The organism is Arachnia propionica (genome assembly GCF_003859805.1).
Taxonomy (GTDB): domain Bacteria; phylum Actinomycetota; class Actinomycetes; order Propionibacteriales; family Propionibacteriaceae; genus Arachnia; species Arachnia propionica_C.
The window spans coordinates 183,043-202,752 of the sequence record NZ_RQZG01000004.1 but is presented as its reverse complement, the minus strand read 5'-3'; the positions used below and the strand labels follow the sequence as shown (position 1 = coordinate 202,752).

General features: G+C 66.2%; 30 protein-coding genes. 3 read left to right on the top strand and 27 right to left on the bottom strand.

Going from position 1 to position 19,710, the window contains the following annotated elements:
- Positions 1-2 precede the first annotated feature (2 nt).
- Both EII34_RS05305 and EII34_RS05300 read right to left on the bottom strand, forming a co-directional pair.
- Positions 3-620 carry a transglutaminase domain-containing protein gene (locus EII34_RS05305; protein WP_124843670.1) on the bottom strand — a complete coding sequence of 206 codons (618 nt, stop codon included), beginning with the start codon at positions 618-620 and terminating at the stop codon, positions 3-5.
- A complete protein-coding gene (locus EII34_RS05300; RefSeq protein ID WP_124843668.1) occupies positions 617-1,753 on the bottom strand; it encodes a glycosyltransferase in 1,137 nt (378 codons plus the stop codon). The genes EII34_RS05305 and EII34_RS05300 overlap by 4 nt, the downstream gene beginning before the upstream one ends.
- Positions 1,754-1,788: 35 nt before the next feature.
- On the opposite strand from EII34_RS05300, the gene EII34_RS05295 reads away from it, so the two are divergent.
- The gene (locus tag EII34_RS05295) at positions 1,789-2,022 is read left to right on the top strand and encodes a nucleotidyltransferase family protein (protein WP_124843666.1); all 234 of its coding nucleotides are present in this window, start codon (positions 1,789-1,791) and stop codon (positions 2,020-2,022) included.
- Positions 2,023-2,320: 298 nt separating this feature from the next.
- Here EII34_RS05295 and EII34_RS05290 read toward each other — a convergent pair whose 3' ends face one another.
- The 8 genes from EII34_RS05290 to infA form a co-directional block, all read right to left on the bottom strand.
- On the bottom strand, positions 2,321-3,163 hold the full coding sequence (locus EII34_RS05290) for a metallophosphoesterase family protein (protein ID WP_124843664.1): 843 nt from the start codon (positions 3,161-3,163) through the stop codon (positions 2,321-2,323).
- Positions 3,164-3,245: 82 nt separating this feature from the next.
- On the bottom strand, positions 3,246-3,737 hold the full coding sequence (gene rplQ, locus EII34_RS05285; RefSeq protein WP_124843662.1) for a 50S ribosomal protein L17: 492 nt from the start codon (positions 3,735-3,737) through the stop codon (positions 3,246-3,248).
- 45 nt (positions 3,738-3,782) lie between these two features.
- Positions 3,783-4,832 (bottom strand): DNA-directed RNA polymerase subunit alpha, encoded by a 1,050-nt coding sequence (locus EII34_RS05280; protein ID WP_124843660.1) that lies wholly within the window; start codon positions 4,830-4,832, stop codon positions 3,783-3,785.
- Between the two features lie 124 nt (positions 4,833-4,956).
- The gene (gene rpsD, locus EII34_RS05275) at positions 4,957-5,562 is read right to left on the bottom strand and encodes a 30S ribosomal protein S4 (protein WP_124843658.1); all 606 of its coding nucleotides are present in this window, start codon (positions 5,560-5,562) and stop codon (positions 4,957-4,959) included.
- Positions 5,563-5,592: 30 nt separating this feature from the next.
- Positions 5,593-6,000 (bottom strand): 30S ribosomal protein S11, encoded by a 408-nt coding sequence (gene rpsK, locus EII34_RS05270; protein ID WP_124843656.1) that lies wholly within the window; start codon positions 5,998-6,000, stop codon positions 5,593-5,595.
- Between the two features lie 35 nt (positions 6,001-6,035).
- On the bottom strand, positions 6,036-6,410 hold the full coding sequence (gene rpsM / locus EII34_RS05265) for a 30S ribosomal protein S13 (protein ID WP_124843654.1): 375 nt from the start codon (positions 6,408-6,410) through the stop codon (positions 6,036-6,038).
- Positions 6,411-6,659: 249 nt separating this feature from the next.
- Positions 6,660-6,773 (bottom strand): 50S ribosomal protein L36, encoded by a 114-nt coding sequence (gene rpmJ / locus EII34_RS05260; protein ID WP_020575560.1) that lies wholly within the window; start codon positions 6,771-6,773, stop codon positions 6,660-6,662.
- A 217-nt stretch (positions 6,774-6,990) separates the two neighbouring features.
- Complete coding sequence (gene infA, locus EII34_RS05255; protein ID WP_068749455.1) at positions 6,991-7,212, bottom strand: translation initiation factor IF-1; 222 nt, start codon at positions 7,210-7,212, stop codon at positions 6,991-6,993.
- 119 nt (positions 7,213-7,331) lie between these two features.
- Between infA and EII34_RS05250 the strand changes: the two genes are divergently transcribed.
- Positions 7,332-7,616: a YciI family protein gene (locus EII34_RS05250; RefSeq protein WP_124843652.1), complete on the top strand. Its 285-nt coding sequence runs from the start codon at positions 7,332-7,334 to the stop codon at positions 7,614-7,616.
- On the opposite strand, the gene EII34_RS05245 is transcribed toward EII34_RS05250, so the two are convergent.
- The 17 genes from EII34_RS05245 to rplN all read right to left on the bottom strand — a co-directional run bounded on the left by EII34_RS05245 (position 7,594) and on the right by rplN (position 18,747).
- On the bottom strand, positions 7,594-8,523 hold the full coding sequence (locus EII34_RS05245) for an alpha/beta hydrolase (protein WP_124843650.1): 930 nt from the start codon (positions 8,521-8,523) through the stop codon (positions 7,594-7,596). The two genes, EII34_RS05250 and EII34_RS05245, sit on opposite strands and share 23 nt — an antisense overlap.
- 9 nt (positions 8,524-8,532) lie before the next feature.
- A complete protein-coding gene (locus EII34_RS05240) occupies positions 8,533-9,729 on the bottom strand; it encodes a neutral zinc metallopeptidase (RefSeq protein ID WP_124843648.1) in 1,197 nt (398 codons plus the stop codon).
- A gap of 1 nt (position 9,730) precedes the next feature.
- Positions 9,731-10,666: a neutral zinc metallopeptidase gene (locus tag EII34_RS05235; RefSeq protein ID WP_124843646.1), complete on the bottom strand. Its 936-nt coding sequence runs from the start codon at positions 10,664-10,666 to the stop codon at positions 9,731-9,733.
- Positions 10,667-10,690: 24 nt separating this feature from the next.
- Complete coding sequence (gene map / locus EII34_RS05230) at positions 10,691-11,518, bottom strand: type I methionyl aminopeptidase (RefSeq protein WP_124843644.1); 828 nt, start codon at positions 11,516-11,518, stop codon at positions 10,691-10,693.
- Between the two features lies 1 nt (position 11,519).
- Positions 11,520-12,098 (bottom strand): adenylate kinase, encoded by a 579-nt coding sequence (locus EII34_RS05225; RefSeq protein WP_124843642.1) that lies wholly within the window; start codon positions 12,096-12,098, stop codon positions 11,520-11,522.
- Positions 12,095-13,399 carry a preprotein translocase subunit SecY gene (gene secY, locus EII34_RS05220; RefSeq protein WP_124843640.1) on the bottom strand — a complete coding sequence of 435 codons (1,305 nt, stop codon included), beginning with the start codon at positions 13,397-13,399 and terminating at the stop codon, positions 12,095-12,097. Before secY ends, EII34_RS05225 begins: the two co-directional genes overlap by 4 nt.
- 135 nt (positions 13,400-13,534) lie before the next feature.
- Entirely contained in the window at positions 13,535-14,101 is a 567-nt protein-coding gene (locus EII34_RS05215; protein WP_124843638.1) for an arsenate reductase/protein-tyrosine-phosphatase family protein, read from the bottom strand.
- A 396-nt stretch (positions 14,102-14,497) separates the two neighbouring features.
- Positions 14,498-14,938, bottom strand: a complete 441-nt coding sequence (rplO, locus tag EII34_RS05210) for a 50S ribosomal protein L15 (protein ID WP_124843636.1) — start codon at positions 14,936-14,938, stop codon at positions 14,498-14,500.
- Positions 14,938-15,120: a 50S ribosomal protein L30 gene (rpmD, locus tag EII34_RS05205; RefSeq protein WP_124843634.1), complete on the bottom strand. Its 183-nt coding sequence runs from the start codon at positions 15,118-15,120 to the stop codon at positions 14,938-14,940. The genes rplO and rpmD overlap by 1 nt, the downstream gene beginning before the upstream one ends.
- Positions 15,120-15,725, bottom strand: a complete 606-nt coding sequence (gene rpsE / locus EII34_RS05200) for a 30S ribosomal protein S5 (RefSeq protein WP_124843632.1) — start codon at positions 15,723-15,725, stop codon at positions 15,120-15,122. Before rpsE ends, rpmD begins: the two co-directional genes overlap by 1 nt.
- 24 nt (positions 15,726-15,749) lie before the next feature.
- On the bottom strand, positions 15,750-16,133 hold the full coding sequence (gene rplR / locus EII34_RS05195; RefSeq protein WP_124843630.1) for a 50S ribosomal protein L18: 384 nt from the start codon (positions 16,131-16,133) through the stop codon (positions 15,750-15,752).
- Positions 16,133-16,675: a 50S ribosomal protein L6 gene (rplF, locus tag EII34_RS05190; RefSeq protein ID WP_124843628.1), complete on the bottom strand. Its 543-nt coding sequence runs from the start codon at positions 16,673-16,675 to the stop codon at positions 16,133-16,135. Before rplF ends, rplR begins: the two co-directional genes overlap by 1 nt.
- 28 nt (positions 16,676-16,703) lie before the next feature.
- On the bottom strand, positions 16,704-17,108 hold the full coding sequence (gene rpsH / locus EII34_RS05185; RefSeq protein WP_124843626.1) for a 30S ribosomal protein S8: 405 nt from the start codon (positions 17,106-17,108) through the stop codon (positions 16,704-16,706).
- A gap of 85 nt (positions 17,109-17,193) precedes the next feature.
- The gene (locus EII34_RS05180; protein WP_124843624.1) at positions 17,194-17,379 is read right to left on the bottom strand and encodes a type Z 30S ribosomal protein S14; all 186 of its coding nucleotides are present in this window, start codon (positions 17,377-17,379) and stop codon (positions 17,194-17,196) included.
- A gap of 9 nt (positions 17,380-17,388) precedes the next feature.
- On the bottom strand, positions 17,389-18,006 hold the full coding sequence (rplE, locus tag EII34_RS05175; protein WP_124843622.1) for a 50S ribosomal protein L5: 618 nt from the start codon (positions 18,004-18,006) through the stop codon (positions 17,389-17,391).
- Complete coding sequence (gene rplX / locus EII34_RS05170) at positions 18,006-18,377, bottom strand: 50S ribosomal protein L24 (protein ID WP_124843620.1); 372 nt, start codon at positions 18,375-18,377, stop codon at positions 18,006-18,008. Before rplX ends, rplE begins: the two co-directional genes overlap by 1 nt.
- Position 18,378: 1 nt before the next feature.
- The gene (gene rplN, locus EII34_RS05165; RefSeq protein ID WP_124843618.1) at positions 18,379-18,747 is read right to left on the bottom strand and encodes a 50S ribosomal protein L14; all 369 of its coding nucleotides are present in this window, start codon (positions 18,745-18,747) and stop codon (positions 18,379-18,381) included.
- Positions 18,748-19,012: 265 nt separating this feature from the next.
- On the opposite strand from rplN, the gene EII34_RS05160 reads away from it, so the two are divergent.
- Positions 19,013-19,519, top strand: a complete 507-nt coding sequence (locus tag EII34_RS05160; RefSeq protein ID WP_124843616.1) for a ferritin — start codon at positions 19,013-19,015, stop codon at positions 19,517-19,519.
- The last annotated feature ends 191 nt before the right edge of the window (positions 19,520-19,710 follow it).

The window sequence follows — 19,710 nt, the reverse complement described above, 5'->3', positions numbered from 1 at the left end:
GTTCAGGCTGCGTCCCGGCGTCTCCGATGGAGCCACGCCGGGACTGGCCTGCCGGTCAACCAGCTTCGCCACACCGTCGCGACGACGAACGGAGCCAGGCACAGGCCCACCGCCCAGCGGGAGACCTTCCGCATCGGCAGCTCCACCGTGACCGGTGTGAAGCCGATGTCATCGAGCCGGTTCCCCACCCGGGAGGCACAGGCATCGTGGGTTCGGCCGTCGATGACCACCTTGACCCAGGCATGCCCGACGTGCCACCACGGGTTGCCCCATCCACGCACCCGGGCCGCATGGACCAGTTTCGCCCGGAACCCCAGCTGCCGCAGCACCAGCAGCAGCACCGTGTTGTACTGGTGAGACCACCCCCTCCCCTGCCGAAGTGCCACCTCCGGGGTCTCCCACAGGTGCCAGGAGGACTCATGGGTGAACTCCCCCGCCACCTTCGCGATGGCTGCATCCGCCAGGTCACGACCCAGCAACCCGGTCGCCTGCAACTCCGCGACCAGGTCAGCGACGCTCCGGTCCCGGTTGCCCTTCACCGACGCCGGGGCGGCGACGACCACCGGGGCGACGACGGTCACCAGCCCCAGGGCGAGCCCGATCCTCTTCCTCAGCCTCATCTGCGTCCCTTCCTCACGAATCCCCTGAGTGAGCGATACGGCACCTCACCAGCCAGGCGCTCATGCAGCCGCAACATCCGCGTCACCGCCGCCGACCACGGATACTCCTCCGCCCTGGACCTGGCCGAGGCACGCATCCCCTCACCCAGCCTGGGCATCAGTTCCTCGACGGCATCCGCCAGCAGTGCAGGATCCGGCGGTGCCGAGATGCCGGAGGACGCATCCACCAGCTCGAAGGCCCCGCCACGGTTCGAGGTCAGCACCGGGGTACCGCAGGCCAAGGCCTCCAGCACCGCCAGCCCGAAGGTCTCCGCCGGACACACGGACAAGGACAGGTCGGCCTCCGCGATGCGTCGGGCCAACTCATCACGACTCGCGACGAAACCCCGGAAATGGACCGGGGCCTCTCCGGCGATCTGCTCCAGCTCCGCCTGATCCGGGCCGGTGCCGTAGCAGTCCATCCTGATCCGGTGCCCGCGGCGGTGCAGCTCCGCCGCCACCGCCACCGCCAGCTGTGGACTCTTCTCGTGGCTGAGCCGCCCCACGTAGACCAGCTTCAGCACACCGTCGTCGACGGGATGTCCCTTGTCCGGGTGGAAGGTCTCCAGGTCCACCCCCAACGGCACCAGCTCCAGCCTCGCCCCGGTGTTGTCGAACTCGTCGGCCGCGAACCGGCTGGTCACCACCACCGCGTCGAACTCCTTCGACAATCGGCGGTTCAATGCCCCGACGACGGTCTCCACACCGAACCCACGCCTGATCCACATCGCCAACATGTCCGAGAGCCGCTCATGGCTGAACAGCACGGACCCGACATTGCGTCTCGCCGCCCATCGCCCCACCGGGGACAACGTCCACTTGTCCGAGACCTCCACCACATCGGGGCGGAACCGGTCCAGGACGTCCAGGGCACGCCACGGCCTGGCGATCATCCGGTACTGCTTGGTCAACCTCGGTGCCCTGACCTCCACCTCGATCCCCTGCTCGGTCTCGATGATGGCATCACGCGGTCCGGGCCGCACGAAGATCCGCTCGTGGCCCGCGGCGGCATACCCGGCCCCGAGCTGGTCGATGACCACCTTCATGCCCCCCGACGTGGGACCGACGAAGTTGGCCAGCTGAGCAATCCGCATGCCCCGATTCTGCCAGCAGTTCTGCACTTGCGGGCATGGAGGTGCATGACGCATTGCGGGCGATCCGCCGGTCATCTGCCGACGGCTCCCTGGCCGAACTGCGCCGGGACCACGCCATCGAACTCGTCGTGTTGTTCGGCAGCGCCACTGGCACCTGCTCACCCCGTGACATCGACCTGGCCCTCGGTTTCGTTCCAGGGGCGATGGGAACCTGCTGGATGCCATCAACGCCCTCAGTGAGACGTTCAGCACGGACGACCTGGACGTGATGGACATCGACCGGGCCGGCCCGGTGGCCCGGCAACGTGCACTGAACCGGGGAGAGATCCTGTACCAGGCATCACCCCAGGCCTTCTCGACACGGAACCTCCGCGCCATGTGCAAATACATGGAGACCGACTGGCTCCGGCAGCTGCAAGGACACCCGGGCGGATCACACGGAGTACGTGACAGCCGTTGCCACCTACCTCGAGAAACTCACCTGATGCCGCCCTGACCGGTGTGCGCGCATGGGCCGTGTCTCCTGTGGTCACCCTGGTGGTTCCTCCCACCCGCGCACCGTCGAGGTCACAGCTTCCAGGTGTGCTTGGTGAACCGATGGGTCAGGTGCTGGTCCACCACCTCCAGGTCCAGCCTCCCACCGCTCTTCTCCAGGATCACCATGCAGCCGGGTGGCAGCACTCCGGTCCTGTCGAACTCCAGCTCCTTGACCTTCACCGACTCGGTGACCCCATTGCTGGCGATCGACCGGGAGAACGGGGCGCCGGTGTGACCGTGGAAATGGAAGCCGAAGGAGACGTGGTTCAGCAGTTCCCCCAGCTCCACCATCCCATGTCCCTCAGGGTCGTCGGTCTCCTGGTCATGGGAGATCAACACGTCCACATCCCCTTTCAGTTTGTGGAGTCTCCGCAGCGCGGCTCGTTCATGGGGCTGGATGAACGGCGCATGACCCCGTCCCTTGCGGTCCCCGATCCGACCGACCCCGACGAAGCTCAACGTCTCGTCCCCCACCCGCAGCTCCTGCCGGACCCCTGACCTGCAGACGAACACCCGAGCGTAGGCATCGATCGGGAATCGCGGCTCGTCATTGGAATTCTCCAGGCGATCGAGGAATTCATGATCCTCGTGGTTGCCCCGGACGCAGATCATGTCGACGTCGACAGCAGCGAGGAACTGTGCAATCCCGGGTCTGACCGTGAGGAAGTCGTCGTGGAATCCCAACTCGTCCCGGTCCCGTGCCGCATGACGCGACGTCGCCTTGTCCAGGGCATCGGGATCAGGGAAGGCACCCATGTCGCCGCACTGCAGGATCGCATCCACCACACGCCCGGTCTCCTGCTGGTAGTGGTGGACCAGCTTGAACGGCAACAAGAACTTGCCATGGATGTCCGAGAACACTGCAACCCGCATCCGGCCAAGCTATCAGGTCCCTCTGACGACGCAGTTCGGGGAGGCACCCCATGGGTACCTCCCCGAGAACACGAGCGCGGGCTCACTTGGCCTCGTCGGTCTCCTCGACCTCGACGACCTCGTCCGCCTTCTCCTCGGCCTCAGCGGCCTTCTCCTCGGCCTCGGCGGGCTTCGGGGCCGACTTCTTCTCGACCTTCGGCTGCTCCTTCTTGACCACCGGCTCGGTCACGAGCTCGATGATCGCCATCGGCGCCGAATCACCCTTGCGGAGACCGATCTTGGTGATGCGGGTGCAGCCACCGTCACGACCCTGCAGCCCGGGAGCGATCTCCTCGAACAGCTTGGCCACGACGTCCTTGTCCGTCACGGACTGCAGCACCAGACGCCGGGAGTGCAGATCGCCACGCTTGGCCTTGGTGATGAGCTTCTCCGCCACCGGCTGGAGACGGCGCGCCTTGGTCTCGGTGGTGGTGATGCGGCCGTGCTCGAAGAGCTGGGTCGCCAGGTTGCGCAGGATGATGCGCTCATGGGTCGGGCTACCGCCGAGGCGGGGTCCCTTCGTCGGCTTGGGCATGTTGTTTCCTTCAGTCTCGTCCCGAGCAGCGCTCGGTGGGGGTTCTCAGTACTGCTCGGTCTCGGCGAAGTCCTCGTCGCCGTCCACGTCGTCCTCGTCCTCGTCGCCCTCATGGTCCTCGTCGTAGCGCTCGATGGCCTCCATCGGGTCGAAGCCCGGGGCGGCGTCACGCAGCGACAGGCCGAGGTTGTGGAGGGTCACCTTCACCTCGAGGATGGACTTGGACCCGAAGTTGCGGATGTCCAGCAGGTCCTCCTCGGAGCGGGCGACGAGTTCACCGACGGTGTGGATCCCCTCACGCTTGAGGCAGTTGTAGGAACGCACCGACAGGTTGAGGTCCTCCACCGGCATGCTCAGCGACTCGGCGACCTGCTCGTCGATGGGGGACGGTCCCATCTCGATGCCCTCGGCGTTGGCGTTGAGCTCACGGGCCAGACCGAACAGCTCCACCAGGGTGCGACCGGCTGAGGCGACGGCGTCACGCGGGGCCAGGCACGGTTTGGTCTCCACGTCGATGATCAGGCGATCGAAGTCGGTGCGCTGGGCCACTCGGGTGGCCTCCACCTTGTAGCTGACCTTGAGCACCGGGGAGTAGATGGAGTCCACGGGGATCCGGCCGATCTCCGCGTCGGGATCCTTGTTGAGCACGCTGGAGACGTAACCACGGCCACGCTCCACCACGAGCTCCATCTCGAGGCGACCGCCCTCGGAGAGGGTCGCGATGTGCAGCTCCGGGTTGTGCACCTCGACACCGGCCGGAGGCTGGATGTCGGCTGCCGTGACCTCGCCGGCCCCTGTCTTGCGCAGGTACATCACGACGGGTTCGTCCTCCTCGGAGGACAGGACCAGGCCCTTGAGGTTGAGGATGATCTCGGTGACGTCCTCCACGACACCCTCCAGGGTGGAGAACTCGTGGGGATTGCCCTCGATCTTGATCGACGTCACGGCCGCGCCCGGGATGGACGACAGCAGGGTGCGACGCATCGAGTTGCCGAGGGTATAGCCGAAGCCGGGCTCCAGCGGCTCGATGATGAACCGTGAGCGGAACTCGGAGACAACTTCTTCCGACAGGATCGGACGCTGTGCGATGAGCATTTCTTCCTTCCCGCGTCACCCGCCATTTGATGACGCGAATCGTGCCCGGGGACCTTTCCCCCGGCCTGGCCCGGTTACCCGAGCAGGGCTGGTCGACGGATGCCGACCAGCCCGGGGTCGTCGATCACTTGGAGTAGAGCTCGACGATCATCTGCTCAGCCACGTCCACGACGATCTGCTCGCGGACGGGGAGCTGGTGGACGAGGATGCGCATCCGGTTCGGGCGGGCCTCGAGCCAACCGGGGACGGAGCGCTCACCGTGGGTCTCACGCGCCACCACCAGCGGGTGGAGGTTGAGGGACTTCTCGGCGACGTCGATGATGTCGTGAGCCTTGACGCGGTACGACGGGATGTTCACCTTCTGGCCGTTGACCAGGAAGTGCCCGTGCACCACGAGCTGGCGGGCCTGGCGGCGGGTGGCCGCGAAGCCGGCACGGTAGACCACGTTGTCGAGACGGGACTCGAGGATCTGCAGCAGCTTGTCGCCGGTCTTGCCGGGGTGGCGGTCAGCCTCCTCGTAGTAGCGACGGAACTGCTTCTCCAGCACTCCGTACGCGAAACGCGCCTTCTGCTTCTCCTTGAGCTGCAGGGAGTACTCGGAATCCTTCGTGCGGCCACGGCCGTGGACGCCCGGAGGGTAGGGGCGGCGCTCAAACGCCTTGTCGTTGCCAACCAGGTCGGTCCCGAGACGACGGGACTTCTTGGTCATGGGGCCGGTGTAACGAGCCATTGTGTATCAGTCCTTTGCTTCTCGTGCCGATCAGACGCGACGACGCTTCGGCGGGCGGCACCCGTTGTGCGGCACGGGGGTCACGTCGGAGATGGCCCCGACCTCGAGCCCCACGGCACCCAGCGAACGGATCGCGGTCTCACGGCCCGATCCCGGGCCCTTGACGAACACGTCGACGCGCTTCATGCCGTGCTCCATGGCACGACGTCCCGCGGCCTCGGCGGCCATCTGGGCGGCGAACGGCGTCGACTTGCGGGACCCCTTGAAGCCGACGGTGCCGGCGGAGGCCCAGGAGATCACGGCCCCGTTGGGGTCGGTGATCGAGATGATCGTGTTGTTGAAGGTGCTCTTGATGTGAGCCTGTCCGGCGAGGACGTTCTTCTTCTCCTTGCGGCGCACCTTGGTCTTGGCGGCCTGCTTGCGGCTAGCGGTTGCCATCAGTAGTCAATCTCCTGTCTTCGCGTCCCCGGGGGTCAGCGTGCCTTCTTCTTGCCGGCCACAGCCTTCTTCTTGCCCTTGCGGGTACGCGCATTGGTGCGGGTGCGCTGGCCCCGGACCGGGAGGCCGCTGCGGTGGCGACGCCCCTGGTAGTTGCCGATCTCGACCTTGCGGCGGATGTCGGCGGCAACGGTACGACGGAGGTCACCCTCGATCTCGTAGTTGCCTTCGATGTGGTCACGCAGCGCGACGAGGTGCTCGTCGGTCAGCTGGTGGACCCGGAGATCGCCACTGATACCGGTGGCGGCGAGGGTTTCGGCGGCGCGGGTCTTGCCGACGCCGAAGATGTAGGTGAGGGCGACCTCCAGACGCTTGTCGCGCGGCAGGTCGACACCAACGAGGCGTGCCATGTTGTCCCTTTCTGTAGCCGGTCCGGGTGGGGTGTGCCCACACAGGTCGATGGACCGCGAAGGTGTGTGGCGTGGCGCGTCCCCTCCGGCACATGACGGCGACTCACCGTCGTCGAGGGGCCTTGGCCTTCGTCCAAGGGTAGGGAGTCACCTGCTGGTGGCCCTTGCGCTCACGTTGTTGTTGAGTTGTCTGGCGGCCTGGGCGACCTGACCCGTTCCGCGATGTTCCGGAGTTCCCTGGCTGGGCTGTCAGCCCTGGCGCTGCTTGTGGCGCGGGTTCTCGCAGATCACCATCACACGACCGTGCCGGCGGATGACCTTGCACTTGTCGCAGATCTTCTTGACGCTCGGCTGAACCTTCATTCGAGCAACCTTTTCAATCAGCGACTGGGCAGCGGACTGCCCAATCAGTGGTGGATGATTCCGGCCACCCCGATGTGGACGCACACCAGCGCCCGGTCGGGGACGACCGACGACCAAGCTTACGTGACGACGGGGTGTTGACCAAAACGACGACCTCCCCAGATGCAGGAACACCCGGCGCCGGGCCGGGTGTTCGATGAGTCCGTCGTGGTTCGGGTCACTTGTGGCGGTAGACGATACGGCCACGGGTCAGGTCGTAGGGCGACAGCTCCACGACGACGCGGTCCGCGGGCAGGATGCGGATGTAGTGCTGCCGCATCTTTCCACTGATGGTGGTCAGTACCTTGTGGCCGTTGGCCAGCTCCACGCGGAACATCGCGTTCGGCAGTGCCTCGACCACGGTTCCCTCGAGTTCGAGGGCTCCTTCTTTCTTCGCCATTGGCTCCCGATTCTTCGGCCCCTGACGGGGCTGGTGGGGCGGCATGCTGCCGCGCAACTTCGATCCATCAGTCTAGTTCCTGCTTCCCGCGCCCCCAAACCGGGGCGTACCGTGGAGTCATGAACCACTACGCCGTGCACTACACCTACGTCGACGACGCCGATCTGATCGCCCGGCACCGCCCGGATCACCGCCAATTCCTCAGTTCCCTGGTCGGGAAAGGGGTCGTCGTGGCCGGGGCGTGTCCCGGCACCACTCCCCCGTCCGCCCTCCTGATCGTCCAGGCCGACTCCCCGGAGGCCGTGGACGACCTGCTGGCCGATGATCCGTTCCGGCACCACGGGGTGCTGGCGGACCACCGGGTGGTCGCCTGGACCCCCGTCATCGGCTCGCTCGGGTCCTGACCTGTTCCACCCATCCGACGACGTCGGAGAACACCTCGTCGCGATTGGTCTCGTGGAACAGCTCGTGCCTGGCCCCGGGATAGAGCCGCAGCGTCACGTCGACGACACCGGCGCGGCGCAACCGTTCCGCCAGCCGGGGAACCCCCGGCACCAGCGGGTCCATGGCACCGGAGGCGATGAGGATCGGCAGTCCCCGCCGGATCCCGGCGATGGTCCCGGCCTCGTTGGCCAGGATGTTGCCAGCGATGAGGTCGACGTACAGGGAGACGGTGGAGACGAACCCACACAGCGGATCAGCGATGTAGGCATCGACCGCCTCCTCGTCCCGGCTCAACCAGTCGACATCGGTGCGTGCCGGCCGGAAGGACCGGTTGTGGTTGCCGAAGACCACCTGATGGAGCAGCCGACTGCGGCTGGTGCGGCCACGGAGCACCGCGAACAGGCGGGCCAACGGCAGCAGGGCACGAACCGCCGGCCCCTGGTCCCCGACCGTGCCGGTGAGGATCATCCCGTCGAGCTCCTCGGAGTGCGAAGCGGCATGACACCGGGCGATGAAGGAACCCATCGAGTGGCCGAGCAGGAACACCGGTGGCCCGGGATGGGTGGTGCGGACCGTGGCGATGACCGTCCCGAGGTCACCGACCACCCGGTGCCAGCCCTGCCAGTCCGCGAAGAACCCGAGGTCGGGCTCCGGGGTCCACGGTCCGTGTCCGCGATGATCCGCCGCGTAGACCGCGGCACCTGTCGCGACCAGCGCCTCGGCGAGCGCGTGATAACGCCCGCCGTGTTCCGCCAGACCATGGGAGATCACCACAACCGCCCCGATCTCCCCCACGGGCAACCACTGCCGGGTCGGGATGCGATGGCCATCCGGGCTGGTGACGCTCACCACGGCAGGAGTGCTCATGACCCGAGGCTACTTGATCTCGCCGTCCGCCACGAGCCAGGTGTTGCAGCCCTCACCGATGGTCCGGGAGTGGTAGGCCCGGATGCCCCATCGGCTGAGGGTCTCCGGGGTGCCGTGGACACCGTCGTCGACGAAGTTGACCAGGAGCTCCTCGATCTCCCGGTAGTTCTTCTTCGTGATGGGCCAGGTGGGGTCCCGACGCAGGATCCCCATCGCCATGCACTCGGCCTGCACCTCCAGCCGACGGGTGGCATCAGCCTGGTCCTCGACGTCAGCCATGTTGTAGAACACCCCGATCAGGCTCTGCAGGTGATGCGCGTACTCGTGGAACATCATCCGCTTGACCCAGAGCTTGGAGTACTGGGACGGGTCCATCGCCTTCGTGCTGATGTAGATGGCACCACCGTTGGCCGAGCAGTAGAAGCCCTGGGTCGAGCTGGACTCACCGCACGGCGTGTTGATGCTGTCTCCCTCGAAGACGTGCAGCGGGACGGGGTGGGTGGGCAGGCCCAGCCGCTCCAGCAGTGGCCTCCAGTTGGCCTCCAGGCAGTCGAGCTCGGTGCGCGCCACGGTTTCCAGTTCCTCGACGGTCTCGATGTGGGTCGCCTCGGCGCAGCCCGGCATCCCCGGCCAGAACTGGTCGTACAACGGGGACTGCTGCAGCCTCGCCCACGGCCCACTGGTCGCACTCGGGGCCGGGAGTTCCTCGTTGACCACCTTTGGCAACCGCCACCCGGTCGTGGGCTCAGGATTCGAATCGGTCGGCTCCGGCGCCGTCTCCGGAGTGGGGGTGGGGGTCGGTGTCGGTGTGGGGGAGGCGCTTCGGGTCCGGGTGGGGGTCGCCGTCGAGGTGGCAGGACTGCTCGTGCTCGGCCCCGGGCTCTGCGTCGACCGAGTGGGTCTGGCCTGTTGGGTGGAGTGACCCGGGGAGGCCTCCGCGGCAGCACGACGCTGACCGTCCAGCACCGTCCCCCACAGGCGCCCGAAGAGGCCGACGGCGACCAGCAGCAGCACCACCAGCACCACCCACAGCGGGTTGCGTGAAGGACCGCTTCGCGGGGGCATCGGTGCTCGAGGTGGCACCCAGCCACCCTGCTGGCCGAAACCCGAGCTCTGATGGTTCCCGACCCACGGCTGGGGCCGCCACGCCGGTTGCAGTGGTGGTCGCGGAGGATGGTTCGGACGCCACTGCGGGGTCAGGCTCATCTCAGGCCACCTCCTTCTCGGACACGGTCCAAGTGTTGCAGTCACCGATGCTCCTGGCGTCGAGACCACGCTGACCCCAGCGGATCAAGGATTCCTGGGTGCCGTGCCGCTCATCGGCGAGCATGGTCTCCAATCGGTTCTGCCACCCGGCACGAGCAGCCCGGTCCAGCTGGACCGCGTCATTGTGGACGGTCATCATCGCCGACCAGCAGATCGCCTGCAGCTCGGAGCGTCGTTCCAGTTCCACCGTGTCCCCCAACCTGGTCCTGGCCAGTGTCATCCCGGCCACGGCCTGCAGGTGATGACCGTACTCGTGGTTGACCATCTCGTTGATCGAGTGGCTCCATTCCCTGGCCATCTCGAGATGGCCATCGCCGAAGTGCAGGGTGCCGCCCTCGAGGGAGCAGTAGAAGGCCGGTGCATCGAGGGCTCCGCAGGCCGAATCGGTCCCGCTCCCCCGGAAGAACACCACGTCCGGCCTGTCCTGCGACAGACCCAGCTCCGCCAGTACGGGCGACCAGGCCTGGTGGAGACAGGTCACCTGGGCGATGACCGCGGCCTCGTACTGTTCCCGGGTGTCCACGACGACAGGTTCCGGACAGGCGGTCAGCCTCGGGGCCGGGTGATCATAGAGAGGGGACTCCTCGAGTGCCCGCTGATACTGCGTCACCGTCTCCCCCGTGTCGACGGAGCTGTCAAGCTGCTCGTGGTCGGCAGCACGGCTGCTGTCGGACGCCGAGTGCTCCCGGGCAGGCGGTGTCGAGACCTGCGTCGCCGGTGTCGGTCGCGCACCCGTGGTCGAGGAGGTGAGGTTCCAGCCGATCGCGGCCACGACGACCACGAGGAGCACGCTCAGCAGGACGATGACCCCACGCTCCCGGAGATCGGATCGCTGGCTCCTGGTTCGGGAGCCACGTCTGGGATCAGGACCGGTCATGCCGTCATTCTAAGGATGTCCGGCTCACTCACCCAGCGGCCCGAACGGTACTCCCCTGGCCTCGAGCTCGGCACGCCCCCCGTCGGGCTCGGTGAGCACCCACACACCGTGCTCGGTGATGGCCACCGTGTTCTCCCAGTGCGAGCCACGGGATCCATCCCGGCTCAGCACCGTCCACTCGTCATCGCCCAGCACCGTCTGGTGCAGCCCCAGAGTCAGCATCGGCTCGATGGCGATCGCCATGCCGACACGGAGTCGTGTGCTGGGAGACCTGCGGGCCTGGTTGGGCACGTCGGGGTCCATGTGCATCTGGGAGCCGATGCCGTGACCGGTGTACTCCTTGAGCGAACCGTAACGACGTGGCTGCGACGTGACGCTGCGCTCGATGGCCCGGGAGATGTCCACCACCCGACAGCCGTCACGTACCGCCGCGATCCCGGCCCACAGGGCCTCCCGGGTGGCCTGGTTGAGCTGCTCGTCCTCCGGGCGCCCTTCCCCGACGATGAAGGTACGTGCCGCATCACCGTGCCAGCCGTCCACGACGGCACCGAAGTCCACGGAGACCAGGTCTCCTTCACGGATGACACGTCTGCCCGGCATGCCGTGCACCAGTTCGTCATTGACGGAGATGCAGGCCACCCCCTTGAAGGGAGTGCCGTACTCGGCCCCGTAGCCGTCGAAGTTGGACTGTGCCCCGGCCTCGGCCAGCACTCGCCGTCCCACCGCGTCGATGTCAGCGGTGGTGACCCCGGGGACCGCGGCCTGACGCATCTGCCGCAACCCTTCGGCCACGACAAGCCCCGCCTGGCGCATCTTCAGCAACTGCGCGGCGGTCTTGACCTCGATCGTCACCTCAGGCCTCGGGGATTCGTTCGGCGACGGCGGCGAGCATCCGCTCCCGCACCTCCTCGACGGTTCCGGTCCCTTCCACCTCGATGAGCATCCCGTGGTTCTCGTAGTGGAACAGCAGCGGCGCGGTCTGCCCGGCGTAGACCTCCATCCGACGCCGGATGGTCTCCTCGTTGTCGTCTGCCCGGCCCTCCTTGGCCGCTCGGTCCAGCAGACGTGAGACCAGGACGTCGGGCTCCACCATGAGTGAGACGACGGCGTCGAGCCTGAGGCCCTGCCCCGCCAGGTGGCGGTCCAGGAAGTGGACCTGGTGCATGGTGCGCGGGAACCCGTCGAGCAGGAAACCGGGAGCACAGTCATCCTCGGCGATGCGCTCCGCGACGATGGCCTCGGTCACGTCGTCGGGCACGTACTCCCCCGCATCGATCAGGGCCTTGACCTGGAGTCCCAGCTCGGTCTCACCCTTGATGTGGGCCCGGAAGATGTCCCCGGTGGAGATGGCCGGGATGCCGTAGGCCGCGGCGAGCGCCGTGGCCTGGGTCCCCTTGCCTGCACCAGGGGCCCCCATGATCAGCAGTCTCATCGCAGGAAGCCCTCATAGTTGCGTTGCTGCAGCTGGCTCTCGATCCGCTTCACGGTGTCGAGTCCGACGCCGACGATGATGAGGATCGAGGTTCCACCGAACGGGAAGTTCTCGTTGGCCTGGACCGCGATGAACGCCAGGGTGGGCAGCAGCGCGATCGAGGCCAGGTACAGCGATCCGGGGGCGGTCAGCCGGTTGAGCACGTAGTTGAGGTAGCGCTCCGTCGGCTTGCCTGCCCGGATGCCCGGGATGAAGCCGCCGTACTTCTTCATGTTGTCGGAGACCTCCTGCGAGTTGAAGGAGATCGCCACGTAGAAGTAACAGAACGCGATGATGAGGAAGAACTGCATCACGCCGTAGAGCCACCCGTTGGGGTTGAAGTTCACCCCGACCCACTGTCCGAAGGCGGACTCCGGACGGAACAGGGCGATCAGCGTGGGCAGGTAGAGGATGGAGCTGGCGAAGATCACCGGGATGACGCCGGACTGGTTCACCTTGAGCGGGATGTAGGTGGTCGAGCCACCGACCAGACGTCTGCCGACCATCCGCTTGGCGTACTGGACGGGGACCCGGCGCTGCCCCTGCTCGATGAACAGGATGCCCAGCATCACGAGCAGACCGATGGCGATGACGATGGCGAGCAGGAACCAGCCGGTGGCGCCGGGGCGGGCCTGCTTGATCGACCACAGCCCGGCCGGGAAGGATGCGGCGATCTGGGTGAAGATCAGCACGGACATGCCGTTGCCCACACCACGCTCGGTGATGAGCTCGCCGAGCCACATGATGACGACGGTGCCGGCGGTCATGGTGAGCACCATCGTGACCAGGGGGAAGATCTCCTGGGTGTGGAGGATCCCCGTGCAGTCGTTGAGCAGCTGTCCGGACCGCGCCATGGTGACGAACCCGGCGGACTGCAGCAGTGCCAGCACCAGGGTGAGGTAGCGGGTGTACTGGGTGATCTTGGCCTGACCGGCCGCGCCCTCCTTCTTCAACGCCTCGAGACGCGGGATCACGACGGTGAGCAGTTGCAGGATGATCGAGGCCGTGATGTAGGGCATCACGCCGAGGGCGAAGATCGACAGCCTCAGCAGGGCACCGCCGGAGAACAGGTTGATCATCGAGTAGATGCCGGCCTGGGCCCCGGACTGGGCGTAGGTCACACAGAACTGGAGCTGCTGCATGTTCACGTTCGGCGCCGGGATGGAGGACCCGAGGCGGAACACCAGGAGGACCCCCAGCGTGAAAAAGATCTTCTTGCGCAGCTCAGGCGTCTTGAATGCGCTTGCGAAGGCGGAGAGCATCCGGCCCCTCTTTCAATGTCTCTACTTCTTCGATGGTGCGCCCAGATCAGGCAACCTAGGAAGCGTAGCAAGTGGAACGCGGTATCCCCAACGCGCACACGATCTGGGCAGGTCACACGCCAGCCCGTCCACCACTCAGGCCAGGACCGCGGCCTCCTCCAGCACGACCCGGGCCAGGAAGGTGTCCAGTGCCGCAGAGATCCGTGCGACCGCCGTCAACGCAGCGTCGAGTCCGAGTTTGTACGGGTCCGGGATCCAGTCCGCCTCCTCGGACTCGGGACGGACCGACTGCACGGCGTCGGCGAGCTGGCTGATCGAGATCCGCTCCCCTTCGGGCAGGGTCGCCAACGCGGCATGGGTCTGTCCCAGTGACAGCGTCCGTGGCAACACCTCCGGGCAGTTCTCGGCCACCCACTGCCGGTGTTCCGGGGAGAACACGAAGACCAGACAGGCCTCCTCGAGTCCCTTCGGGCACAGCTGTTTGGCCCGGTGGGAGGTGTTCTGGAGCCCCTTCGAGATGGCAGCGGTGGCCATCGTCTCATCCATGCCCCGACCGATCATGGCCTGGGTGCCCGCCGACTCCACCCCGACGACCGCATCGGGGCCGAGGCGCTGTCTCAGGGCCGCCTCCGCATAGGCGGAGCGACAGACGTTCCCGGTGCAGACGAACCAGATCTGCGCGGGTGCCTCAGGCGTCACCATCTGCCTGAGTCCTCACGTTCACGGGACCACCCCACCTCATCGACTCCACACTCATCACGCTCAGCACATCCGGCTGCACCAGCCGGACCTGCGCTGTCGCAAACCCAATGCCCTCAGACTAGCCGTCCCCCCCGCCTTGCCAAGCCGTCCGAAAGGTCACTCACCTTCGGCCAGCAAGCCGACGTGCACCCACGACCGGTGTGTGCGATTCACCACGAAACTCCTGTGCTGCATGGCCGAAACCCTGGACAGACACCGGATTCTCCCTGGGGACGGCGGCGGCACATCACGGCTCGGTCCCCGTAGTCCGGGATGAATGTGGCCAAAAGTGGGGCAGTGCAGAAAACCACGTGGCCGATCCCTGAGAGGGATCGGCCACGTGGTTGACGTGATGTCTCAGGCCTCCACGGCGGAGCCACCGGCAGCTGCCAGCTTCTCCTTGGCGGAGTTCGAGAACGAGTGGGCGGTGACGTTCAGCGCCACGGCGATGTCACCGTTGCCGAGCACCTTGACGAGCTGGCCACGACGCACGGCACCGGCCTCGACCAGGTCCTCGACGGTGACCGCGCCCCCCTTGGGGAACAGCTCGGCCAGCCGGCCGACGTTGACGACCTGGTACTCGACACGGAACGGGTTCTTGAAGCCCTTGAGCTTCGGGATCCGCATGTGCATCGGCATCTGGCCGCCCTCGAAGTTCGCCGGGACGTTCTTGCGGGCGCCGGTCCCCTTCGTGCCGCGACCAGCGGTCTTGCCCTTGGAGGCCTCACCGCGACCGACACGGGTCTTGGGGGTGTTGGCCCCCGGGGCGGGGCGCAGGTGATGAATCTTGAGAGCCATTACTTGACCTCTTCCACTTCCACGAGGTGGGCGACGGTACGGATCATGCCGAGCACCTCGGGACGATCCTCACGCACGACGGAGTCACCGATGCGCTTCAGGCCCAGAGTGCGAAGCGTCGCCTTCTGGTAGTCCTTGCCGCCGATCCCGGACTTGATCTGGGTGATCTTCAGGTCAGCCATCAGCGAGCCACCTCTTCCTTGCGTGCCCGCAGCAGGGCTGCCGGGGCAACGTCCTCGACGGGCAGGCCACGACGCTTCGCGACGGCCTCCGGCTCCTCGAGGCCCTGAAGGGCCGCCACCGTCGCGTGCACGACATTGATGGCGTTGGAGGAGCCGAGCGACTTCGCGAGCACGTCCTGCACACCCGCGCACTCGAGCACCGCACGGGCCGAGCCGCCAGCGATGACACCGGTACCCGGGGAGGCCGGACGCAGCAGCACGATGCCTGCCGCCTTCTCGCCCTGCACCGGGTGCGGGATGGTGCGCTGGATCAGCGGCACCCGGAAGAAGTGCTTCTTGGCCTCCTCCACGCCCTTGGCGATGGCAGCCGGCACCTCCTTCGCCTTGCCGTAGCCGACACCGACCATGCCCTCACCGTCACCGACGACGACCAGCGCGGTGAAGCTGAAACGCCGACCACCCTGGACGACCTTCGCAACGCGGTTGATGGCAACCACGCGCTCGAGGTACTGGTTCTTCTCTTCCTTGGACGCCTGGCCACGACGATCGTCACGGCCACGACGCTCCCCACCGCGGCGATCGCCGCGCTGCTGGGTCTCACTCATCGTGTTCCCTATCCTCTCGTCGTGTCAGAATCCGAGACCGGCCTCGCGCGCCGCGTCAGCGAGCGCCGCGATCCGGCCGTGGTACTTGTTCCCGGCGCGGTCGAAGACCACGTTCTCGACACCGGCCTTCTTCGCGCGCTCGGCGATCAGCTCACCGACCTTGCGCGCCTTGTCGGACTTGGTGCCCTCGAGCACACGCAGGTCCGCCTCCATGGTGGAGGCGGAGGCCAGGGTGTGCCCCACGGTGTCGTCGATCACCTGGACGAACAGGTGACGTGCGGAACGGGTGACCACCATGCGCGGACGCGCCGTGGTGCCGTTGATCTTCTTGCGACCGCGCAGCTGGCGGCGAGCCCGGGAAGCGGCCTTCGCCGCGAGGCCCTTGCGCATGCCAAGCGAGATAGCCATTACTTACCAGCCTTTCCGGCCTTGCGGCGGACGTGCTCGCCCGCGTAGCGGACACCCTTGCCCTTGTAGGGCTCGGGCTTGCGGATCTTGCGGATGTTCGCGGCCACCTCACCGACAAGCTGCTTGTCGATGCCGGAGACCGAGAACTTGGTCGGGGTGTCGACCGTGAAGGTGATGCCCTCGGGGGCGTTCACCACGACGGGGTGCGAGAAACCGAGTGCGAACTCCAGCTGCGTCGGACCCTTGGCGACCACACGGTAACCGACACCGACGATCTCGAGCTTCTTCTCGTAGCCCTCGGTCACACCGACGACCATGTTGTTGACCAGGGTGCGGGTCAGCCCGTGGAGCGAACGCGACAGGCGCTCGTCGTCGGGGCGGGTGACCTCGAGCTGCCCCTGGTCGTTCTTCGCGACGGTGATGGGTTCACGGACGGTGAACCTCAGCTCACCCTTGGGGCCCTTGACCGCCACGTCCTGCCCGTCGATCTTCACCTCGACGTTCGACGGGACCGCGATGGGGAGCCTGCCAATTCGTGACATCTCTTATCTCCTTGTCAGTCTCGTCGAATCACCAGACGTAGGCGAGGACTTCCCCGCCGACGGACTTGGCATTTGCTTGCTTGTCGGTCAGCAGGCCCTGCGAGGTGGAGATGATGGCGATGCCGAGACCGCCGAGCACCTTCGGGAGGGCGTTGGCCTTCGCGTAGACACGAAGACCGGGCTTGCTGATACGGCGGAGCCCGGCGATGGAGCGCTCACGGGAGTCCCCGTACTTGAGCGTCACCTTGAGCACCTTGCCGACCTGTCCTTCGACCTCGGTCAGCTCGAAGTTCGAGATGTAACCCTCGGCCTTCAGAATCTCCGCGATGCCGACCTTGATCTTCGACGACGGCATGGTCGTCGACTCCTGGTACGCCTGGTTGGCGTTACGCAGACGCGTGAGCATGTCTGCGATGGGATCAGTCATTGTCATGGCTGTTTGGCTTCTTTCTCGCCCCGGTTTCCGGGATCAGGACCTGGGGCAAATTGAATCTGGAAGTTCTATTCGTGACCCGGGTTCACCAGGAGGACTTGGTCACGCCGGGGAGCTGACCGGCATGGGCCAGTTCGCGCAGGCAGACACGGCACAGACCGAACTTGCGGTAGACCGACTTGGGACGTCCGCAGCGGTTGCAACGGGTGTAGGCGCGCACACCGAACTTCGGCTTGCGGGACTGCTTGACCTTGAGTGCTGTCTTAGCCATGGTTCACGCTCACTTCTTCTTCTTGGCGTAGAAGGCGGGTCCGCGCTTGGACTTGACCTTCTTCGGGTCGTCGACAGCCTTGAACGGGAAGCCGAGGTGCTTCAGCAGCGCCCGCCCCTCCGTGTCGTTGGTCGCGGAGGTCACGAAGGTGATGTCCATGCCCCGGACCCGGTCGATCTTGTCCTGGTCGATCTCGAGGAACATGACCTGCTCGTTCAGACCGAAGGTGTAGTTGCCCTTGCCGTCGAACTGGCGGCCGTTGAGGCCACGGAAGTCGCGGATACGGGGCAGGGCCAGGGTCAGCAGACGATCGGCGAACTCCCACATCCGGTCCCCACGCAGGGTGACGTGGCAGCCGATCGGCATGCCCTCGCGCAGTTTGAACTGGGCGATGGACTTGCGGGCCTTGGTCACCGCGGGCTTCTGACCGGTGATGGCGGTCAGGTCACGGACCGCACCGTCGATGATCTTCGAGTCGCGGGCAGCCTCACCGACACCCATGTTCACCACGATCTTGGTGAGACCGGGGATCTGCATGACGTTGGCGTACTTGAACTCCTCCTGGAGGGCCGGGACGATCTGCTCGCGGTACTTCTTCTTCAGACGCGGGATCTCGACCTCGCTCATCAGATCTCCTTCCCGGTCTTGCGTGCGATGCGCCTGCTGCGCTCGGCCTGGTACTCGGAGCCGTCGGAACGGCGCTTGGTGACCGTGACGCGCTCGTAGCCGACGCGGGTCACGACCTCCTTGCCGTCCACCTTGGTGACCAGCTGGACGTTGGACACGTGGATGGGTGCCTCCACGCTGATGACGCCACCCTCGATGCGACGACCATTCGCACCCTGCGACTCACGCTTGTGACGCTTGACGACGTTGACGCCCGCGACGGTGACCTTCTGGTTGCGCGGGTCGACGGAGATGATCTCGGCGATCGTGCCCTTGTCCTTCCCCGCGATGACCTTGACGCGGTCACCCTTCTTGACGTGGAGCGATTTCATCTCAGATCACCTCCGCCGCGAGCGAGACGATGCGCATGAACTTCTTCTCACGCAGCTCACGGGCCACCGGGCCGAAGATGCGGGTGCCACGGGGCTCCCCGTCGTTCTTCAGGATGACGGCGGCGTTCTCGTCGAACTTGATGTAGGAACCGTCGGCGCGGCGACGTTCCTTGACTGTACGCACTACGACTGCCTTGACGACATCGCCCTTCTTGACGTTGCCGCCGGGGATCGCGTCCTTGACCGTGGCGACGATGGTGTCACCGAGGTAGGCGTAACGACGCTTCGAGCCACCGAGAACACGGATGCACAAGATCTCCTTGGCACCAGTGTTGTCGGCGACCTTGAGTCGCGACTCCTGCTGGATCATTGGTTCTCCTTCGTCCGGCTGGTTCCCAGGTGTCGGGCCTGTCCGGAACTCAACTGATGAACCCCCTGGATTTTGCCAGGAGGCGCCCCAGACCCTGAGGGCATGGGGTGGCGCTGCCCGGGAGAGGTCCCCAACCCGTCGTGCGGAGGGCACAGACCCAAGGCAACTGCCCAAGAGTACCCCAGGTGCCCCTGTCAAGTGAAACTGTCCGATGCATCGCGCAACGCACCTTGGTGGATCACAATGTCACGCCTATGCTTTCGGCATGGAACTCACTGGAGAACTGAAGGACGCCATCAACGCCCAGGTCACCCACGAGATCGGCGCCGCGGTCGTGTACCGCCAGCTGTCGCTCGACATGGAGGCCCTCGATCTTCCGGGTATCGCCGGCTGGTTCAAGGCGCAGGCCGAGGAGGAACTGGTCCACGCCGACAAGTTCAGCGCCCACATGCTGGACCGTGGTGCCGTGCCGTTGGTCGGCCAGATCAACGCCCAGGCAGGCCACGTCGACAACGTGCTGGCCGCCTTCGAGGCGGCTCTCGCCCACGAGCAGAAGGTCTCGGAGCAGATCCGCACCCTCTACCGCCTGGCCCAGTCCACCGGCGACATCGACGCGATGCCGCTGCTCAACTGGTTCGTCGAGGAGCAGGTCGAGGAGGAGGCGAGCGTCGGTGCGATCATCTCGCGGATCAAACTGATCGGCAACGACGGCAACGGGCTGCTCCGCCTCGACGAGGAACTGGGGGCCCGCCGCAGCGGCGAGACCGAGTGACCTGAGCTGATTCCATGAGACGCCGGTTCGTTTCCCCTCCCGATGGGCACGAACCGGCGTCTCGTGTCGAGGACGCGAACAGGGACCGCCACGACACCTCGCGATCACCGCACCCCAGCGGTCCTCAACCGTCGGTTTCCGAGGTGTCGCCACCACCACGCCCCCGCGGTCGCGAACTGACCCGCTGGGCC

What these genes read in the sequence shown, in the direction of transcription:
- rplF (WP_124843628.1), bottom strand. Translation starts at nt 16,675, where the DNA reads ATGTCACGAATTGGCAGGCTCCCCATCGCGGTCCCGTCGAACGTCGAG.
- rpsD (WP_124843658.1), bottom strand. Translation starts at nt 5,562, where the DNA reads ATGGCTCGTTACACCGGCCCCATGACCAAGAAGTCCCGTCGTCTCGGG.
- rplN (WP_124843618.1), bottom strand. Translation starts at nt 18,747, where the DNA reads ATGATCCAGCAGGAGTCGCGACTCAAGGTCGCCGACAACACTGGTGCC.
- EII34_RS05295 (WP_124843666.1), top strand. Translation starts at nt 1,789, where the DNA reads ATGGAGGTGCATGACGCATTGCGGGCGATCCGCCGGTCATCTGCCGAC.
- secY (WP_124843640.1), bottom strand. Translation starts at nt 13,399, where the DNA reads ATGCTCTCCGCCTTCGCAAGCGCATTCAAGACGCCTGAGCTGCGCAAG.
- EII34_RS05160 (WP_124843616.1), top strand. Translation starts at nt 19,013, where the DNA reads ATGGAACTCACTGGAGAACTGAAGGACGCCATCAACGCCCAGGTCACC.
- EII34_RS05245 (WP_124843650.1), bottom strand. Translation starts at nt 8,523, where the DNA reads ATGAGCACTCCTGCCGTGGTGAGCGTCACCAGCCCGGATGGCCATCGC.
- rplE (WP_124843622.1), bottom strand. Translation starts at nt 18,006, where the DNA reads ATGAGCGAGGTCGAGATCCCGCGTCTGAAGAAGAAGTACCGCGAGCAG.
- EII34_RS05180 (WP_124843624.1), bottom strand. Translation starts at nt 17,379, where the DNA reads ATGGCTAAGACAGCACTCAAGGTCAAGCAGTCCCGCAAGCCGAAGTTC.
- EII34_RS05235 (WP_124843646.1), bottom strand. Translation starts at nt 10,666, where the DNA reads ATGACCGGTCCTGATCCCAGACGTGGCTCCCGAACCAGGAGCCAGCGA.
- rplR (WP_124843630.1), bottom strand. Translation starts at nt 16,133, where the DNA reads ATGGCTATCTCGCTTGGCATGCGCAAGGGCCTCGCGGCGAAGGCCGCT.
- rplX (WP_124843620.1), bottom strand. Translation starts at nt 18,377, where the DNA reads ATGAAATCGCTCCACGTCAAGAAGGGTGACCGCGTCAAGGTCATCGCG.
- EII34_RS05250 (WP_124843652.1), top strand. Translation starts at nt 7,332, where the DNA reads ATGAACCACTACGCCGTGCACTACACCTACGTCGACGACGCCGATCTG.
- rpsH (WP_124843626.1), bottom strand. Translation starts at nt 17,108, where the DNA reads ATGACAATGACTGATCCCATCGCAGACATGCTCACGCGTCTGCGTAAC.
- EII34_RS05215 (WP_124843638.1), bottom strand. Translation starts at nt 14,101, where the DNA reads ATGGTGACGCCTGAGGCACCCGCGCAGATCTGGTTCGTCTGCACCGGG.
- EII34_RS05290 (WP_124843664.1), bottom strand. Translation starts at nt 3,163, where the DNA reads ATGCGGGTTGCAGTGTTCTCGGACATCCATGGCAAGTTCTTGTTGCCG.
- EII34_RS05300 (WP_124843668.1), bottom strand. Translation starts at nt 1,753, where the DNA reads ATGCGGATTGCTCAGCTGGCCAACTTCGTCGGTCCCACGTCGGGGGGC.
- rpsK (WP_124843656.1), bottom strand. Translation starts at nt 6,000, where the DNA reads ATGGCAACCGCTAGCCGCAAGCAGGCCGCCAAGACCAAGGTGCGCCGC.
- rpmD (WP_124843634.1), bottom strand. Translation starts at nt 15,120, where the DNA reads ATGGCTGACCTGAAGATCACCCAGATCAAGTCCGGGATCGGCGGCAAG.
- rplQ (WP_124843662.1), bottom strand. Translation starts at nt 3,737, where the DNA reads ATGCCCAAGCCGACGAAGGGACCCCGCCTCGGCGGTAGCCCGACCCAT.
- infA (WP_068749455.1), bottom strand. Translation starts at nt 7,212, where the DNA reads ATGGCGAAGAAAGAAGGAGCCCTCGAACTCGAGGGAACCGTGGTCGAG.
- rpsE (WP_124843632.1), bottom strand. Translation starts at nt 15,725, where the DNA reads ATGAGTGAGACCCAGCAGCGCGGCGATCGCCGCGGTGGGGAGCGTCGT.
- EII34_RS05225 (WP_124843642.1), bottom strand. Translation starts at nt 12,098, where the DNA reads ATGAGACTGCTGATCATGGGGGCCCCTGGTGCAGGCAAGGGGACCCAG.
- rplO (WP_124843636.1), bottom strand. Translation starts at nt 14,938, where the DNA reads ATGGCTCTCAAGATTCATCACCTGCGCCCCGCCCCGGGGGCCAACACC.
- rpsM (WP_124843654.1), bottom strand. Translation starts at nt 6,410, where the DNA reads ATGGCACGCCTCGTTGGTGTCGACCTGCCGCGCGACAAGCGTCTGGAG.
- EII34_RS05280 (WP_124843660.1), bottom strand. Translation starts at nt 4,832, where the DNA reads ATGCTCATCGCACAGCGTCCGATCCTGTCGGAAGAAGTTGTCTCCGAG.
- rpmJ (WP_020575560.1), bottom strand. Translation starts at nt 6,773, where the DNA reads ATGAAGGTTCAGCCGAGCGTCAAGAAGATCTGCGACAAGTGCAAGGTC.
- EII34_RS05305 (WP_124843670.1), bottom strand. Translation starts at nt 620, where the DNA reads ATGAGGCTGAGGAAGAGGATCGGGCTCGCCCTGGGGCTGGTGACCGTC.
- EII34_RS05240 (WP_124843648.1), bottom strand. Translation starts at nt 9,729, where the DNA reads ATGAGCCTGACCCCGCAGTGGCGTCCGAACCATCCTCCGCGACCACCA.